Source organism: Rhodococcus sp. GQ147, assembly GCF_059759155.1.
In genome coordinates, this window is the sequence record NZ_JCAXDU010000006.1 from 69,451 (window position 1) to 86,113 (window position 16,663).

At 68.0% G+C, this 16,663-nt stretch carries 18 protein-coding genes; 8 read left to right on the forward strand and 10 right to left on the reverse strand.

All coding sequences use genetic code 11. From position 1 onward, the window contains the following. Nucleotides 1-6: 6 nt before the first annotated feature. Nucleotides 7-1,224: a hypothetical protein gene (locus AC6CID_RS09230; protein ID WP_498353858.1), complete on the reverse strand. Its 1,218-nt coding sequence runs from the start codon at nt 1,222-1,224 to the stop codon at nt 7-9. Beyond that, nucleotides 1,224-1,559, reverse strand: a complete 336-nt coding sequence (locus AC6CID_RS09235) for a type VII secretion target (protein ID WP_498353859.1) — start codon at nt 1,557-1,559, stop codon at nt 1,224-1,226. The genes AC6CID_RS09230 and AC6CID_RS09235 overlap by 1 nt, the downstream gene beginning before the upstream one ends. Nucleotides 1,560-1,756: 197 nt before the next feature. On the opposite strand from AC6CID_RS09235, the gene AC6CID_RS09240 reads away from it, so the two are divergent. Further along, complete coding sequence (locus AC6CID_RS09240) at nt 1,757-2,785, forward strand: Rv2578c family radical SAM protein (protein ID WP_024100755.1); 1,029 nt, start codon at nt 1,757-1,759, stop codon at nt 2,783-2,785. A 20-nt stretch (nt 2,786-2,805) separates the two neighbouring features. Here the strand turns inward: AC6CID_RS09240 and AC6CID_RS09245 are convergent, their stop codons facing one another. Beyond that, a complete protein-coding gene (locus AC6CID_RS09245) occupies nt 2,806-3,249 on the reverse strand; it encodes an acyl-CoA thioesterase (RefSeq protein WP_006551407.1) in 444 nt (147 codons plus the stop codon). A 108-nt stretch (nt 3,250-3,357) separates the two neighbouring features. Beyond that, complete coding sequence (locus AC6CID_RS09250; RefSeq protein WP_006551408.1) at nt 3,358-3,822, reverse strand: MarR family winged helix-turn-helix transcriptional regulator; 465 nt, start codon at nt 3,820-3,822, stop codon at nt 3,358-3,360. Nucleotides 3,823-3,915: 93 nt separating this feature from the next. Between AC6CID_RS09250 and AC6CID_RS09255 the strand changes: the two genes are divergently transcribed. Together AC6CID_RS09255 and AC6CID_RS09260 are read left to right on the forward strand one after the other, a co-directional pair. Then, on the forward strand, nt 3,916-4,941 hold the full coding sequence (locus AC6CID_RS09255) for a pirin family protein (protein ID WP_498353860.1): 1,026 nt from the start codon (nt 3,916-3,918) through the stop codon (nt 4,939-4,941). Continuing rightward, nucleotides 4,938-5,717, forward strand: a complete 780-nt coding sequence (locus AC6CID_RS09260; RefSeq protein ID WP_006551410.1) for a pirin family protein — start codon at nt 4,938-4,940, stop codon at nt 5,715-5,717. Before AC6CID_RS09255 ends, AC6CID_RS09260 begins: the two co-directional genes overlap by 4 nt. Before the next feature lie 72 nt (nt 5,718-5,789). On the opposite strand, the gene AC6CID_RS09265 is transcribed toward AC6CID_RS09260, so the two are convergent. Next, a complete protein-coding gene (locus AC6CID_RS09265) occupies nt 5,790-6,803 on the reverse strand; it encodes a hemolysin family protein (RefSeq protein ID WP_170318499.1) in 1,014 nt (337 codons plus the stop codon). Beyond that, nucleotides 6,796-8,163: a hemolysin family protein gene (locus AC6CID_RS09270; protein ID WP_006551412.1), complete on the reverse strand. Its 1,368-nt coding sequence runs from the start codon at nt 8,161-8,163 to the stop codon at nt 6,796-6,798. Before AC6CID_RS09270 ends, AC6CID_RS09265 begins: the two co-directional genes overlap by 8 nt. A gap of 424 nt (nt 8,164-8,587) precedes the next feature. Between AC6CID_RS09270 and AC6CID_RS09275 the strand changes: the two genes are divergently transcribed. After that, nucleotides 8,588-8,710, forward strand: coding sequence for a hypothetical protein (locus AC6CID_RS09275; RefSeq protein ID WP_016933989.1), 123 nt, complete (start codon nt 8,588-8,590; stop codon nt 8,708-8,710). A gap of 268 nt (nt 8,711-8,978) precedes the next feature. Further along, a complete protein-coding gene (locus AC6CID_RS09280) occupies nt 8,979-9,413 on the forward strand; it encodes a DUF4383 domain-containing protein (protein ID WP_033096579.1) in 435 nt (144 codons plus the stop codon). A gap of 55 nt (nt 9,414-9,468) precedes the next feature. On the opposite strand, the gene AC6CID_RS09285 is transcribed toward AC6CID_RS09280, so the two are convergent. Further along, nucleotides 9,469-11,202 carry a RecQ family ATP-dependent DNA helicase gene (locus tag AC6CID_RS09285; RefSeq protein WP_498353905.1) on the reverse strand — a complete coding sequence of 578 codons (1,734 nt, stop codon included), beginning with the start codon at nt 11,200-11,202 and terminating at the stop codon, nt 9,469-9,471. Between the two features lie 162 nt (nt 11,203-11,364). Between AC6CID_RS09285 and AC6CID_RS09290 the strand changes: the two genes are divergently transcribed. After that, complete coding sequence (locus AC6CID_RS09290; RefSeq protein ID WP_498353861.1) at nt 11,365-12,156, forward strand: SDR family NAD(P)-dependent oxidoreductase; 792 nt, start codon at nt 11,365-11,367, stop codon at nt 12,154-12,156. Between the two features lie 19 nt (nt 12,157-12,175). Here the strand turns inward: AC6CID_RS09290 and AC6CID_RS09295 are convergent, their stop codons facing one another. Both AC6CID_RS09295 and AC6CID_RS09300 read right to left on the reverse strand, forming a co-directional pair. Continuing rightward, the gene (locus AC6CID_RS09295; protein ID WP_006551417.1) at nt 12,176-12,802 is read right to left on the reverse strand and encodes a nucleoside/nucleotide kinase family protein; all 627 of its coding nucleotides are present in this window, start codon (nt 12,800-12,802) and stop codon (nt 12,176-12,178) included. A gap of 33 nt (nt 12,803-12,835) precedes the next feature. Further along, complete coding sequence (locus tag AC6CID_RS09300) at nt 12,836-13,339, reverse strand: hypothetical protein (protein WP_006551418.1); 504 nt, start codon at nt 13,337-13,339, stop codon at nt 12,836-12,838. Between the two features lie 112 nt (nt 13,340-13,451). Between AC6CID_RS09300 and AC6CID_RS09305 the strand changes: the two genes are divergently transcribed. Continuing rightward, nucleotides 13,452-13,751 (forward strand): protease inhibitor I42 family protein, encoded by a 300-nt coding sequence (locus tag AC6CID_RS09305; RefSeq protein ID WP_006551419.1) that lies wholly within the window; start codon nt 13,452-13,454, stop codon nt 13,749-13,751. A 43-nt stretch (nt 13,752-13,794) separates the two neighbouring features. Here the strand turns inward: AC6CID_RS09305 and ypfJ are convergent, their stop codons facing one another. Further along, the gene (ypfJ, locus tag AC6CID_RS09310; RefSeq protein ID WP_024100766.1) at nt 13,795-14,712 is read right to left on the reverse strand and encodes a KPN_02809 family neutral zinc metallopeptidase; all 918 of its coding nucleotides are present in this window, start codon (nt 14,710-14,712) and stop codon (nt 13,795-13,797) included. A 139-nt stretch (nt 14,713-14,851) separates the two neighbouring features. On the opposite strand from ypfJ, the gene aspS reads away from it, so the two are divergent. Then, nucleotides 14,852-16,639 carry an aspartate--tRNA ligase gene (gene aspS, locus AC6CID_RS09315; protein WP_498353862.1) on the forward strand — a complete coding sequence of 596 codons (1,788 nt, stop codon included), beginning with the start codon at nt 14,852-14,854 and terminating at the stop codon, nt 16,637-16,639. The last annotated feature ends 24 nt before the right edge of the window (nt 16,640-16,663 follow it).

Genomic DNA, 16,663 nt, shown 5'->3' on the forward strand with positions numbered 1-16,663 from the left:
TAATGCTCAGCGGTCGTCGTGCGAACCGATCACGGCGGGAACGACCAACGGCAGTTCGCCGACGACCTCGGTGCCCTCCGCGGCGGCACTCAGCAGACGGGTGGGGGAGCGGTGCTCCTCGTCGTCGGACCCGCGAGCGGACGTCGCGGGGACCATCCCACCGGTCGAGGGTGCCCTTCCCATCGCGCTCGCGCCGGTCGTGGCCTGCGCACTCCCGCCCGAGCCCGGGGCGGTCGGAATCGGAGCGGCGGCAGGCACACCCGCAGTTCCGAACGCGGCCCCCGCGGTGCCGTGACCGGTGACCACTCCGGCCGACACCGTTCCGGCCGATCCCGCGACCGCCGCACCGACGGTCGGAACCGCCGCGTGTGCGGTGGGCGCGGTCGCCGCGTAGGCGGTGGGAGTGGTCGCGGCGTGCGCGGCGGCCGTGAACGGCGCTGCGACACTCGACGCGACATCGGTTGCGGCCGTGGCGACCGTGCGCATCTCCTGCACCCCGGCCACGGCCACCGGCGCGGGCACGGGAATCGGCGTGGTCAGCGCCGTCATCGCGGCGGTGTGGACCGTCAGCTCGCCCCGGCTACGCGCAACGACGGCCAGGGCAGCCTGGAGATGCTGCGCGGCGGACGCCAACAGGGCGGCCTGGCCCGGCGGCGTCGCGAGAGCCGGTGCGGCCGCCATCGCCGTGGTCACGAACGACTGTGCGATGCCGGTCAATTCGATGTTGCCGCGTTCGACGGTCGCCGTGGCGGCGCGGGTGACGTCGCCGATCCGGTCGCCGCGGTCGGCCAGTTCGAGGGCCGACTGCTGCGCGCGCACACCGTGACCTGCGGCCTCGTCGGCCGTTGCTCCCTCCCACGACTCCGGAAGTGCGTGCAGCGCACTGCGTCCGAGCATCGTGGCGGTCTCGAGCAGACGCGACCCCTGCTGCAGGATCGCCGACGGATCGAGCGAGTCGAGGATACCGGTGCCGAACATCGAGCAGAGTTCGGTGAGCGGCCGCACGATCGTCTCGAGATCGGGCAGCACCGGTACCGGAATCGATTCGAGCAGCTCGACGATCGAATTCGCCTCGAGGACGGGCAGACCCGGCTCGGGAAGAACGGGTTCCGGAAGTACCGGGAGCGGTGCGTCGAGGACCGGTCCGATCGGCGACGCGCGGAGAGCGTCGAGAACGGTCGGTGACGCTGCGGGTGTTGCGGTGTCGATGACCGATCCCTGCATCACAGTCCTCCCGCAGCGTCGGCCAGCGCCGAAGCCGTTCCGGTGTCGGTCGTTTCGTAACCGGTGGCCGCCTCGTGTGCTGCGATGCCGTTGGACGCGTAGGCCCACGACAGTTGCGCGACGGCACTGGTGTGCTCGGATTGGGCCGCGGCGAACACCGCGAGGAACTCTCCGCCGATGAGTCCCAGAGCCGGACTCAACGCGGAGATGTTGGCCTGCAGATCGAACGTCCCCGCCAGCGCCACCTGCTCGGCCGCACGAAGATTCGTGGCCCCGAACGCTCGAATACCATCGGGCACCACCCGGATTCCGGCACCGGGAAACAGACCGCTCATCGAACCCCCCATCGAAGATCAGTGTGGCGAGCACTGTAACTCGAGCGCACCGGGCGAGCCACCGGACCCTCGGCCGCCTGTGGATGAACGGATGGGAATGCCGATGTATTCGTTGCACCGCGAGTACGCTCCGTCCGATCGACCACGATGCCGAACGATCTGTTGACAGCGAATAGCACACATGTTCGACTGGGGGTATGAGGTGGGCGGGTCAGACTGTGGATGCGGACGACGGAGCTCTGCCGGGCCTCGAACGGGCCGGTCTCGTCCGTAGTGTCCGCACGCCGGAGTTCGAGGGAGTCACCTTCCATGAAGTGCTGTGCAAGAGCGCGCTGAACAGGACGCCGGAGGCCTCCCGGTTGCCGTTCCGGTACACCGTCAACACGTTCCGGGGCTGCACCCATGCCTGCCGGTACTGCTTCGCCCGGCCCACGCACGAGTACCTCGATCTCGACGGCGGGCACGACTTCGACTCGCAACTGGTCGTCAAGACCAACGTCGCCGCCGTCCTGCGCCGCGAACTCGCGCGACGATCCTGGACCCGGGAACACGTGGCGCTCGGTACCAACACCGATCCCTACCAACGGGCAGAGGGGCGCTACCGGCTGATGCCCGGAGTCATCCGGGCGTTCGCCGAATCCGGCACCCCCTTCTCCATTCTCACGAAGGGCACGCTGCTGCGCCGAGATCTTCCGCTGCTGTCGCTGGCGGCCGGTCAGGTCGATGTGTCGGTCGCGGTGTCGCTCCCGATCGGCGATCCCGAACTGGCCGCGCACATCGAACCGGGCACGCCGTCACCGAAGGCCCGTCTCGATCTCGTGAAGGCGGTCGTCGACGCCGGATTGTCGTGCCACGTCATGGTCGCTCCGGTGCTGCCCTTCCTCACCGACTCGCGACAGCACCTCGACACGCTGTTCGGCTCCCTCGCCGCCGCCGGCGCGTCGGGGGTCACCGTAATACCGCTGCACCTGCGCGGCTCGACCCGCGGGTGGTTCCTGTCGTGGCTCGCGCAGGAGCATCCTGCCCTCATGAGACGCTATCGCCGCCTCTACGGACGGGGCGCGTACGTTGCTCCGGAGTACTCGCAGTGGTTGGACGAGCGGGTCGCGCCCCTGCTCGAACGTCACCGCCTCGGGGTCCGGGCGTCCGCTCGGCGTGAGGAGAGGGGTGCGCTGCGCGCCGACGAACGCGTCCCCGAACCCGAGGCGGCGCTCACCCTGTTCTGAGGCAGTTCGTGGGCGGCGCGTCAGTCGTCGTATGCGAGCCGGACCTTCTCGAACGCCACGCGCGATGCTTCGGAGATCGGTTGCGAGCCGCCTTCGGCGGCGGTGCCGACGTCCACCGAGTCGGCGAGCGCGACGCACCGGCCGTGCTGGAACAGGGCCGAGCCGATCACCACCGACGATGTCCCGATGCGGTGGACACCGGTGGCGATGACGATGTCGTGCGGATAGAACACCTCGGCCAGGAAGTTGATCTCGATCTTCGCGAGTACCGCACGCTCGAAGGGGTAGGTATCGCCCAAGGTCGACGACACGGCCTCCATGACGAGGACGCGGGCCTGCTCGAAGTAGCGGGCGATCGAGACGTTGTTGATGTGTCCGAGCGCGTCGGTGTCGCCGAACAGGGGCGTGATCGTGCGCTGCAACGGATACAGGTCGAGCGAGGTGCGTCGCGGGTCGTGCCGCATGGGAGGTACCGCCTTCGGAGGTCGTGGCTGTGACCCGGTCAACATATCCGTGATCCGATCGACGTCCCGCTCCGGAGGTGCGGGCGGAGTTCGCTTCGGGGCGGAGGCCTACCGTCTGCCGTCGATCATGCGATCGCGCATGCGGGCGAAGACCTCGGTCATAGGGGCGATGTCGGCGGGGGAGAGCAGGTCGAACATGTTCTCGCGGACCGCCCCGACGTGGCCGGGACCCGCCTCGGCGAGTCTCGCGTAGCCGACGTCCGTGAGTTCGGCCCACGCGCCGCGTCGGTCGGATTCGCACTCCACGCGCCGCACCCACCCCGCGTTCTCCATGCGGGAGACGGCGCGGGTGATGCCGCTGCGGGTCGTGGTGCTCGCGTCCGCGAGGTCGCGCATGCGCATCCGGCGGTCGGGTGCCTCGGACAGCAGGACCAGGATCTCGAAGTCGGTGAAGGAGATGTCGGAGTCCCGCAGTAGCTGCTTGTCGAGATTCTGGAACAGCAGGCGCGTCGCATCCAGATAGGCGCGCCACAGGCGCTGTTCGTCGTCGCTGAGCCACTTCGCGTCTCCCATGATCCCCAGTGTACCCGCGTTAGTTGACTGCGCAATCAAATGTGACACAATGGATAGGGTCGACCGACGGACCACCGAGAGGAGTCGAGCGGCATGAGCAACACCGACACCCGTCCCGAGGAGATCCGCTGCCGGACGGAGGACCTCCCCATCCGCGACCCGCTCCGCCCCCGCGTGGAGATCATCACCTCGCGTGAGGTCCCGCTCGGTGGCCCCCGGGCCATGCCCGTGCGCCGTACGCTTCCGCAACGGCAGCGTTCGCTGATCGGCGCGTGGTGCTTCGTCGACCATTACGGCCCCGACGACGTCTCCCGCACCGGCGGCATGGACGTCGCACCGCACCCCCACACCGGTCTGCAGACGGTGTCGTGGCTGTTCACCGGCGAGATCGAACACCGCGACAGTCACGGCGTGCACGCGATGGTCCGGCCGGGGGAGTTGAACCTCATGACCGGAGGCCACGGAATCTGTCACTCCGAGGTCTCCACCTCCGCGACCACGACACTGCACGGCGTGCAGTTGTGGGTGGCCCTGCCCGACGCACATCGCGATGCGCCCCGCGACTTCCAGCACCACGTGCCGCCGGCCGTTCGAGTGCCCGGTGCAGAGGTCAAGGTCTTCCTCGGTTCGCTCGCCGGCGAGGAGTCGCCCGTGACGACGTACACCCCGCTGCTCGGCGCAGAGATCGTCCTGGACCCCGCGGCGAGCATCACCCTCGACGTCGACCCGTCGTTCGAGCACGGGGTGCTCGTCGACACCGGTACGGTCGCGCTGTTCGGCACCGTGCTCACGCGAGCCGCCCTCGGCTACACCGGAACCGGCGTGCCGGCCCTCGAACTGACCAACACCACCGACGAACCCGCACGTATCGTCCTCCTCGGCGGAACACCCCTCGGCGAGGAGATCGTGATGTGGTGGAACTTCGTCGGCCGCGACCACGACGAGATCGTCGCCTACCGGGACGCCTGGGAACGCGGGTGCGATCGGTTCGGCCGCGTCTCCGGCTACACCGGGAGGGTCGAGCGTCTCCCGGCGCCGCCCCTGCCCCAGGCGCGTATCCGCCCCCGCCGCAATCCGCCCACCGCAGATCCGAACTGCCCGACACAGGACCCCGCATGAGCACCGCACCGATTCTCGACGTCCGCCGCGCGGACGACCGCCTCCACACGAAGATCGACTGGCTCGATTCGAGGCACTCCTTCTCGTTCGGCCACCACTACGATCCCGACAACACGCATTTCGGGATGCTGATGGTCAACAACGACGACATCGTCCGTCCGGGAAGCGGTTTCGACACTCACCCGCACCGCGACATGGAGATCGTCACCTGGGTGCTCCGCGGATCGCTCGTGCATCAGGACTCGACGGGGCATTCCGGGGTGATCTACCCGGGTCTCGCGCAGCGCATGAGCGCGGGCTCGGGGATCCTCCACTCCGAGAAGAACGACTCGTGGCGTCATCCCGGTGCCACTGCGTCGTATGCCGCCGAGCACGACGAACCGGTGCGGTTCGTGCAGATGTGGGTGCTGCCGGACGAAGCCGGGATCGAGCCGGGCTACGAACAACTCGAGATCGACGACGAACTGCTCTCCGGCGGACTCGTGCCGGTCGCATCCGGAATGGACGCCTACGCCGACCATTCCGCCATCCGCATCCGCAACAGATATGCCGCCATGCACGTCGCGCGGATGCGTCCGGATCGCCCCGTGACGCTGCCGGACGCACCCTTCGTGCACCTCTTCGTCGCCCGGGGCGAAGCCGCACTCGAGGGAGCCGGACCTCTCGCCCAAGGAGACGCAGCGCGGATCGCCGGAGGTGGCGGCCGACAGCTCACCACAGCCACCGGCGCCGAGATCATCGTCTGGGAGATGCACGCCGCACTCGGACACTCCTGAACGGTCCCGGCCGGGGCAGGAAACGACGTCAGGCCCGTCCCGGAGGTCCGGGACGGGCCTGACGTCGGTACGTCAGCTCGTGGCGCCGCTCATCGGCAGCAGCCGGGCCAGGACGTCCGAGAGGGTGATCAATCCGACGATCCGTCCGTTCTCGGTGACGGTGACCAGATGGTTCCTGGTCTCCCGCATCGTCGTCAGCGCCTCGTAGACCGGCGTCGCGGCGTCGATCGTCAGCGCGGGGCGCATCAGTTCGGTCGCCGTGGTTCCGGGTGCGGCCTGGAGACTGTCGCGCACGTGCACGACACCGTCCACGTGGCCGTTGTCGCGCACGAGCAACCGGAGGTGCCCGGTGCGATGGGCCGTCTCACGGATCTCGACGGCCGTCGAGGTCGGCTTCACGCTGCTCGGCTCGGCCTGCGGCGTGACGATCTCGCCGAGCGTGAGCGTCTCGAGCTCCAGCGCGCTGCTCAGGTGCCCGTGATAGCGCTCGTCGAGCGTGCCGACGGTGGCCGAGTGCTCGACCAGGTGCCGCAGCGCATCGGGATCCTGACCTTCGGCGACCTGATCCACCGGGTCCACACCGACCTTTCGCAGACACCAGTTCGCCATATGATTCAACCGGACGATCAACGGCCGGGTCACCCACATGAACGCGCGCATCGGCAGCGCCAGCATCGTGGCGGACTTCTCCGGGTGGGCGATCGCCCACGACTTCGGTGCCATCTCGCCGACGACGAGGTGCAGGAACGTCACGATGATCAGCGCAAGGACGAAGCCGGCCACGTCCGCGAGCCACAGCGGCGCGCCCCAGTTCTCGAACAACGGCGTGAGCCAGTGGTGCACCGCGGGTTTCGTCGTCGCACCGAGTGCGAGCGTGCACACCGTGATACCGAGCTGGGATCCCGCGAGGAGCACCGACAGTTCGGACGCGCTGCGCAGGGCGGCCCGCGCCGAGCGGCTCGACGTCGCTGCGTCCTCGAGTCGGTGTCGTCGCGCCGCGATGAGCGCGAACTCGACCGCGACGAAGAACGCGCTGGCGGCGATCAGGCCGATCGTCACCACCGCGACGACCACAGGATTACTCATTGCCGGTCACCTCGTCCGTCAGAACGGTCACGCGCACGGACGACGGCACGTGCTTGTCGATGTCGCGTACCTCGGCCACCAGGGTCCTGTGGATCGGGCCGTCCCCGTTCAGCAGTTCGGCGGGATCCGGATCCAGTGTGATCCGGACGGTGTCACCCACCTCGGGGAGGCCACCGAACTCGGTGATGACCAAGCCGGCGAGCGTCTCGTAGTCGCCCTCGGGCAGTTCGTGGTCGAGGGTGCGGGCCACCTCGTCGATGTGTGCGTCGCCGCGGACGATCCAGCCGTCGCCCTCGGGGCGGATGACCTCGGCGGCCATCGCAGAATCGTGCTCGTCGGCGATCTCGCCGACCAGTTCCTCCGCGATGTCCTCGAGGGTGACGACGCCGGCGAACCCGCCGTACTCGTCGATCACCAGTGCCATCTCGTCCTCGGCCCGGGCCAGTTCGGTGAGAACCTCCGGCAGTGCCAGCGTGGCCGGCACGATCACGGGGGGGCGGCAGACCCCCGCGGCCGTGCCCGTCGGGGTGTCGAGGCCGAGGAGGTCGTGCAGGTGCACGACACCGCGCAGATCGTCGGACGAGGTGCCCACCACGGGGTATCGGGTGTGCCCCTCGCTCATCTTGTCGAGGATGGTGGCGACCGGCTCGTCCAGTTCGACGACGTCGACCCGCGACCGCGGGATCATCGCGTGTTCGGCGGTCCGGGTCGGGAACTCGAGGATTCGGTCGAGGAGGGTGGACAATTCCGGCGGAAGTTCGCCGGTCTCGCGCGACGCGGCCACGATGTGTTCGAGGTCGCGCGGTGTCGCGGAGTGCTCGACGTCGTGCACCGGCTCGATGCGCAATGCCCGCAGCAGGAGATTCGACGACGCGTCGAAGAGTTTGATCAGCCATCCGAAGACGGCGAGATAGGCGCTCGTCGACAGGGCGAGGCGGCGTGCGACCGGTTCGGGACGGGCAATGGCGAGGTTCTTCGGTACCAGTTCACCGAAGACCATCTGGACCACCGTCGAGAAGAGCACGGCCAGCACGGTGCCGACGGCGACACCCACCGCGGTGGGGATGCCCACCCCGCCGAGCAGTTCGCCGAGACCGCTACCGATCAGCGGTTCCGCGACGTAGCCGACGAGCAGGCCGGTGACGGTGATGCCGAGCTGAGCGCCCGAAAGCATGAAGGAGGTGCGGCGGGTGACCGCCAGTGCGCGGGCTGCAGCCGAGTCACCGCCTTCGGCGCGGGCCTTCAGGCGGGAGCGGTCGACGGCCATGTACGCGAATTCCTGCGCGACGAAGTAGCCGGTCAGTGCAGTGATGGCGAGAACGACGAGAATGCCGGCCGCGATTCCGAGGGCGGTCAGCACTTCGGGGACCGGGCTCGGGTGACGAGCAGAGCGTCATATCTGGGCGGGACGGGTCTTCGAGGTTTTCGCTTGGGGCGTTTCATGACTCCCTCGGGGTCGGGTGGGCAGGTGTACTTACAGGATAGGACGAACGGGCACCGGCGGAAGTTCCCCCCCGCGGGGTGGAGATATGGCCACAAGGCGATCTTGTAATATGGGAATCTTCCCCGAATAGGCCGTATTGTCCGGCCTGGAAACTCCCCGAATAATACGACATATCGGGCCGATTTTCACCGAACTCTCCATATTTCCCCTGCTAGGGCCGATTTGTGTTCCGGATTACAATTCTTCGCGCTGCGCAGCTGTCGAATGCAGGTAACAATTGGATCGCGTGTCGACGCGAGTCGTCACAACTTCGATGTCGTTCCATTGATGGGAGAAGCCCGTGCCTGCACTCGAGTTCCTTGTCGACCTCTTCGGTAACCTGTCCGACCTGTTCGACGTGCTGAACTTCTTCACCGGTTCTGCTGATGCGGCCGGCGATGCGTTCGGCAGCAGCCAGGCCTGAGCCTCGCAGACTCGAAGGCCCGCGGGTTGATCCCGCGGGCCTTCGTCGTGCCCGGACACGGTCGTGTCCGTCCGGCCAGAGGGTGGAGTGCCGCACCCGCCCTCGGCCGCCGTTCTCGACCTCCGTCCTCGAGCATGGAAACCGACGTTTGGGTTCGTTCGGTCACGGCTAACCGGGGAATGTAATTCGGACCACTCGACCCGAACGGACGTTCGGTGAGAGGACGCTGAACATGACATCTCGAACCCCAAGCCCCGGCCGTGGCTCGATGACGGCAACACCGGTGCAGACTGCGGCGCTCGTGGTGGGCGCTGTCTTCCTCCTGGTGGGCATCCTCGGCTTCATCCCGGGGGTCACGTCGGACTACGATCAACTCTCGGGCGCAGGCCATCATTCCGAAGCCATGCTCCTGGGGATCTTCCAGGTCTCCATCCTGCACAACATCGTGCACCTGTTGTTCGGTGTCCTGGGGCTCGCTGCGGCCCGGGCCGTGGCAACCGCCCGCAGTTTCCTGATCATCGGCGGTGGGATCTACCTGGTGCTCTGGATCTACGGCCTGATCATCGACAAGGACAGCGGCGCCAACTTCGTGCCGGTGAACTCCGCGGACGACTGGCTGCACTTCGTCCTGGGTGTGGGCATGATCGCGCTCGGTGTGCTCCTGACACGCACGCGGACCACCCCGGGCACGGTTCGCCCCTGATCCGTGATCCGTACCCACCCGTCGTGATGACGGGATCCGGAGAACCCGTGGTCCCTCACGCCACGGGTTCTTCGGCATGGGCAGGTACGGGCTCTGCCGGTGCGGGGTCGTCGACCTTCAGCACCCCCGACTCGGCGACTGCATCGAGCGACAGTGTCCGATAACCCTCGCTGTCGAACAGGACGGTGACGCGATCGTGCTCGCAGGTCATCACCACTCCCGGTCCCCACTCGGCATGCACGACATGCGTGTTCGGGGCGAACACGGACGTCTCGCAGTACGCCGGGGCAGTATCGGCGCCCCGAAGCACGGATACCGTCGCAACCTCGTCGGACGCGCCGTCCCGGCAGGTGTCGCACCGGCCGCAGGGGTCGGACAGCGTCTCGCCGAAGTACCCGAGCAGGAACCGGCGGCGGCAACCGCGAGTCTCGGCGTAGCCCCGCATCATCTCGACCCGCGATCGGTCCAGTCGTTCGCCCGACGCGGCCGTCTCGCGTGCGTGCTCGACCGCCTTCCGTCGGGGGATGTCGGCGGCGGAGAGTCCACGCCGGCCGGAGACGAGCGCTCCGCACCGTTCGAGCAGGTTCACCGCGTTGGCCAGTCTCCGCCCCCGCACGTCGAGCTCGGTACGCAGCCGTCCGAGCCTCATCGGCGACGCGGAGCGGACCGCCGAGAACACCCGGCCGATCAGCTCCTCGTCGGGGTTGTGGGTGGTGAAGAAGGTCGCGAGCGACAAATCCTCGGGACGGTAGAACATCAGGACGGTGGCCGGCTCCCCGTCACGTCCGGCGCGCCCGATCTGCTGGTAGTAGGAGTCGACCGAGTCCGGTATCGAGGCGTGCACGACGAAACGCACGTCCGGCTTGTCGATGCCCATACCGAAGGCGGAGGTCGCCACCACGACATCGCAGCGACCGTCGAGGAATCCGAGGTGAACGTCCTCGCGCTCGGCCGCGCGCATCCCGGCGTGATACGGGCACGCGTCGATCCCGCGTTCACGCAGGGCCTCTGCGTATCGCTCGGTGTCCCTGCGGGTCGCGGCGTACAGAATGCCGGGACCGGGCAGGGACGCCACGGCCTCGACGACGGCGCGCCGCTTCTCGCCGTCGTCAGTGTGCCTGCGCACCTCGATGTCGAGATTCGGGCGGTCGAAACCACCGGCGACGACGAACGGATCCCGCATGCGCAACGCCTCGACGATGTCCTCGCGGACCGGGGGTGAGGCGGTGGCGGTGAGCGCGACGACGGGTGGCCGGCCCAGGGCCTCGGCCACGTCTCCCAGGCGTAGATATTCCGGCCTGAAGTCATGGCCCCACATGGCGACACAGTGCGCTTCGTCGACGACGAGGAGCGAGACCTCCACGCTTCTCAGACGCTCCAGGACCTCGTCCTTGGCGAGCTGCTCGGGGGCGAGGAAGACGTAGTCGGCATCGTGCTCGAGCACGGCCCGCCAGTTCGCCTCGTTCTCCGACTCGCGCTGGCGCGAATTGATCGCGACCGCCTCGGGTGCCTCCGAGTGGTCCAGACCGGCGATCTGATCGTTCTGGAGCGCGATCAAGGGCGAGACGACGACCGTCACCCCCGGTAGCAGCAGCGAGGGCACCTGATAGATCGCGGACTTCCCGGAGCCGGTGGCCATCACGGCGAGGACGTCGCGTCCGCCCAGCAGCGGAACCATCGCGTCCAGTTGTTCGGGACGCAGCGTGTCCCAGCCGAACACCTTCTGCGCGGCGGCGCAGAGTTCCTCGCGTGCATCCTCCGATGCAATGTCGGACGACGACCGATACATCTTGTGCTGCAAGTGGACTCCAGAACTCGGAAGGGACTGCGCGCGCAGGGTGCCCTCCGCATACCCGAGGACGTGCCCGCCCCAAACGGTTGCGAGATCCCGGCGCCGTGTCGACCCGGCGGGGTGTGGGTACCCGCGAGCCAGACGTGCCGAGGAGGAGATATGAACGACGCTCGACCTCTCGCTCTGGTGACCGGAGCATCGCGAGGCATAGGCCGGGAGTTGGCGGCCCTGTTCGCGGCCGACGGATACGACCTCGTGCTCGCGGCGAGATCGGACACTCTGGACGAGGTCGCCGCAGACCTGCGGACGTCCGGCGCGGAGGTGGTGTCGGTCCACGCGGATCTGAGGACTCCGGAAGGGGTCCGGGCGGTCCACGAGGCTGCGACGGCCGGAGGTCGCGTCCCGGCGGCGGCTGCGCTCAACGCCGGTGTCGGGATCGGCGGGGCGTTCGTCGACGCAGAGCTCGGGGACGTCCTCTCGATCGTCGACGTCAACGTGCGCTCGACGGTGCATCTGGCGCACCTGCTGCTGAACGACATGCTGCGGGCGGGCTCGGGCCGGATGCTCGTCACCTCGTCGGTGGTGTCGAAGATGCCCGCCCCCTACCAGGCCGTGTACAACGCGTCCAAGGCCTTCGTGCAGTCCTTCACCGACGGCGTCCGCAAGGAACTCGACGGCAGCGGGGTCACGCTCACCGCGATGCTCCCCGGTGCCACCGACACCCACTTCTTCACACGTGCCGGGATGCTCGACACGATCCTCGGGAAGGCGCCCAAGGACGATCCTGCGCACGTCGCGCGCGACGGTTATGCCGCTCTGATGCGCGGCGAGGCGACTGTGGTGCCCGGCTCCGTGCTCGCGAAATCCATGGCGGTCTTCGGCACGGTGGCGCCCGACGCGGTGACCTCGGCGGTTCACCGGGTCCTGGCCAAGCCTCGATCGGGGCGATGATCCGCGACGGCAGGACCGCTCAGTCGGATCGCGTCCGCACTGCCGGGCGGGTGGGGTGGTCGTAGCGCACCAGGACGTCCGCGTCCGCTCCTGCATGTTCGAGCACCGCGTCATGTTCGAGCACCGCGTCGATCGTCCAGTGATCCTCGGGGCGCGTGCGCCTTTCGAGCGCGCCCCGGGACATCGTCAGGACGACGGTGACATCGAAGTCGAGACCACGGCCGAGAAGCATAGGGCCGGCGACGACGAGGATCTGGTCCTCCGCCGCTCGACGCGGGCGCTCGCGCGCCGAACGGTCGGTGCGTTCGTCCCACAGCCGCGGAAGCCATCGTCGATGTTCGTGTACCGCGCGCAGCACCTCTCGGTCGACCGCGGCGTAGTCGAACCAGTCGTGGCGGTAGCTGTACGGATCGGTCCGTCCGTGCTCGAGCCGGAGCGATGCGGGCCGGACGAAATCGTGGAGATCGACGACGTCCGCTGCGCGGCCCCGCGTTCTCAGTTCCGTCGCGACACGCTGTGCGAATTCCACCGGGTCTGCCGCGTCCGGTGCGCTCACGGCGATGCACACGCTTCCGGTGAGCGCCTCGGCGCGATCGGCGACGGAGGCCGTGAGTATCTCGGGGGTCAGGGGAGTGAAGGCGGGCATCGCGCGCCGTTCACGCCCATCCGCGTATGGGGGTCACCAGGGCGGCGTGTCGTTCCCGTCCGGTACCGGGGTGTCGAGAAGCCGGTCGAGCCAGAGCACCGCCTCGACCAGCGCTTCCATCTGCGACGCCCAGTCCATGGCGAAGACCACTTCGTCGAGTTCGCTGCGGGCCGCGACCGAGTCGCCGGCGAGCGCGTCGACGACCGCTTTCATCACGGTGCTCTCCGGCTGCGGGAGTTCCTCCGGCCGGACGTGACGGCCGCTCTCGGTCCGGATGGTCAGTTCGAAGCTCTCGTCGCCACGCACCTGCGGGCCGATCTTGTCGACGACGACGTCGGCGATCGTCGAGACCGTCCATCTCAGCACGTTCCCGTAGAGCGGGGGAGTGATCTGTGACGGCGGGTCCGAACCGGGGCTCGACACCAGCGCCGCGACCTCTTCGGTCAGTTCGCTGTAGCCGTTCTCGTGTGCGAGAGCGAGAAGGCGTCCTCCCATCACCGCGTCGCTGCGTGTGATTCCGGCTCGTTCTTCGTGCATGCAGAACGAATGCCCCGTTTTGTGTCCCATCACACATCGCGGTCGCGACGGGTGTGCTAGCGCCATGGTCACGAGAGTGAGGAAAATCACATTCGCGGGCTATCCTGAGGTCATGAAGCACATCGCCACTGGTCCGAAGGATGTCACGGTCGGTGTCGGGGACACGATCGAACTGCATCTCCCTGAGAACACCTCCCGGGACTACTGCTGGTCGACGTCGAGGGTCGGAGAGGGACTCGTCCTTCGCGACATCCGATTCCTGCCGTCGAAGAACCCGTTGCCGGGAGGGACCGGCGAGCGGGTCTTCTGTTTCAAGGCGCGCCGCGCCGGTACCTGGCCCATCTCGCTGCGCATGCGGAAGCATGCCGACCTGGTCGCCGACCGCGCGAACATGACCGTCACCGTCGCGTGACGGCGTCCCGGCGCTCGCTCTGCGGTTCACGACACCGCGGAACTCAGCGCAGTGCCGGCGGGTTGTCGAGATCGCGTGCCGAGTAGGTGTCACACGCGTCGACCCGGCCGGTGCGGTATCCGGCCAGGAACCAGGCCTGACGCTGCTCGGACGACCCGTGAGTCCATCCCTCCGGGTTCACCCGGCCGGTGGCGGCCCGCTGGATCCGGTCGTCGCCGACGGCCGACGCGGCCGACAGTGCGTCGCGGATGTCGGTGTCGGTGAGCGGCACGAGGAAGGGCTCTCCGGTGGTCGGCTCGGGCAGCTTGTCGGCATGGTAGGCCCACACCCCGGCGTAGCAGTCGGCCTGCAGTTCCGTACGGACAGCGCCGGATTCGGGGCCGCGCGGGTCGGCCTGTGCGCGACCGAGATCGCCGAGCTGGTTCTGCAGGTGGTGCCCGAACTCGTGGGCGACGACGTATTCCTGCGCGAGCGGACCTCCACTGGCGCCGAACCGTGTCTCGAGTTCGTCGAAGAAGCTGGTGTCGAAGTAGGCGGTCCGGTCCGCCGGGCAGTAGAAGGGCCCGATGTCGCTGGTGGCGTTGCCGCAACCGGTGGACGTGGCCGAGGTGAAGATCTCGACCTCCGGCTGCACATAGGCCACGCCGGTCTGTGTCGCGAACTGCTGCTCCCACACCGAGTCGAGCGACCCGACGGTGTAGAGCACCCGGCAGTCGACGTTCTCGTTCGCGGCGCTGCCACCGACCTCGCACTGTTCGAGTGCGCTCTCGGCTTGCGGATCGCCGGAGGTGTCGGGCATTCCCGAGCCGAGCAGCGAGGACGGATCGCCGCCGAACAGCAGCGCCAGGATGATGACGATCAGGCCGCCGGCCCCGCCACCGAGAGCGAGCTTTCCGCCACGCCCACCGCCGCCGGTACGGACACGGCCCGCATCCATGCGTGCACCTTCTCTGAACGTCATCGCCGCCGCTTTCTCCTGTGTTCGTCGGATTCGGACAAGCTTGGCACGAACTATTCGGTACGGGTGCGCTCGGGCCGATCGTGTCTTTCGTAGGATTACAGCCGACGAACCCGTCGCTGATCGTTTCGAAAGGAATTCCGTGCTGCGCACCCATCTCGCCGGCTCGTTGCGAGCCGAGCACGCCGAGCAGACAGTCACCCTCACCGGTTGGGTTGCCCGGCGACGCGATCACGGCGGGGTCATCTTCATCGACCTGCGCGACGCCTCGGGTGTCTCGCAGGTGGTCTTCCGCAGCGCCGGCGTCCTCGAGCAGGCGCACCGGCTCCGCGCGGAGTACTGCGTCCGGATCACCGGCAAGGTGGAGGTCCGCCCCGAGGGCAACCAGAACTTCGAGATCCCGACCGGTGCGATCGAGGTCGACGCCTCCGAGCTCGTGGTTCTCAACGAGGCCGCCCCGCTGCCGTTCCAGCTCGACGATCAGGTCGGCGAGGAAGCGCGCCTGAAGTACCGCTACCTGGATCTGCGTCGCGAGAAGCCGGGCAAGACCATCCGTCTGCGCAGCAAGGTCAACGCTGCTGCCCGCGCGGTGCTCGCCCACCACGAGTTCGTGGAGGTCGAGACCCCGACCCTCACCCGCTCCACGCCGGAGGGTGCGCGCGACTTCCTGGTCCCGGCCCGCCTGCAGCCCGGTAACTTCTACGCTCTGCCGCAGTCCCCGCAGCTGTTCAAGCAGCTGCTCATGGTCGGTGGCATCGAGCGCTACTACCAGATCGCCCGCTGCTACCGCGACGAGGACTTCCGCGCCGACCGTCAGCCCGAGTTCACCCAGCTCGACATCGAGATGGCGTTCGTCGATCAGGACGACGTGATCCTCCTCGCCGAGGAGGTGCTGCACGCGTTGTGGCGCCTGGTGGGCTACGAACTCGAGACCCCGATCCCGCGGATGACCTACGCCGAGGCCATGCGCCGTTTCGGCACCGACAAGCCGGATCTGCGTTTCGGCATCGAACTCGTGGAGTGCAAGGAGTTCTTCAAGGACACCACCTTCCGCGTCTTCCAGGCCGAGTACGTCGGTGCCGTCGTCATGCCCGGTGGCGCGAGCCAGCCGCGTCGTCAGCTCGACGCATGGCAGGAGTGGGCCAAGCAGCGCGGTGCCAAGGGTCTCGCCTACGTGCTCGTCGGTGAGGACGGCACGTTGAGCGGTCCGGTCGCCAAGAACCTCACCGACGCCGAACGCGAGGGTCTCGCCGCGCACGTGGGCGCGAACCCCGGCGACTGCATCTTCTTCGCCGCCGGTCCCACCAAGCAGATGCGTGCACTGCTCGGCGCCGCCCGCGACGAGATCGCCCGCAAGCTCGATCTGATCGATCCGAACGCATGGGCGTTCGTGTGGGTGGTCGACGCCCCGCTGTTCGAGCCGGCGGCCGACGCGACCGCGAGCGGTGATGTGGCCCTCGGTCATTCGGCGTGGACCGCGGTGCACCACGCGTTCACCTCGCCCAAGCCCGAGTACATCGACACCTTCGATACCGATCCGGGTTCGGCGCTGGCGTACGCCTACGACATCGTCTGCAACGGCAACGAGATCGGTGGCGGCTCGATCCGTATCCACCGCCCCGACATCCAGGAGCGGGTGTTCAAGGTGATGGGCATCTCGGAGGGGGAAGCGAACGAGAAGTTCGGCTTCCTGCTCGAGGCGTTCAAGTACGGCGCGCCCCCGCACGGCGGCATCGCCTTCGGCTGGGACCGCATCACCGCGCTGCTCGCCGGGATGGACTCGATCCGCGAGGTCATCGCGTTCCCCAAGTCCGGTGGCGGTGTCGATCCGCTGACCGATGCACCCGGCCCGATCACGCCGGAGCAGCGCAAGGAGACAGGCATCGACTTCGTGCCCGAACCCGAGACCGAGGGCGCCGACAAGACCTGATCACCCGTAGCTGTCGATGGCGCG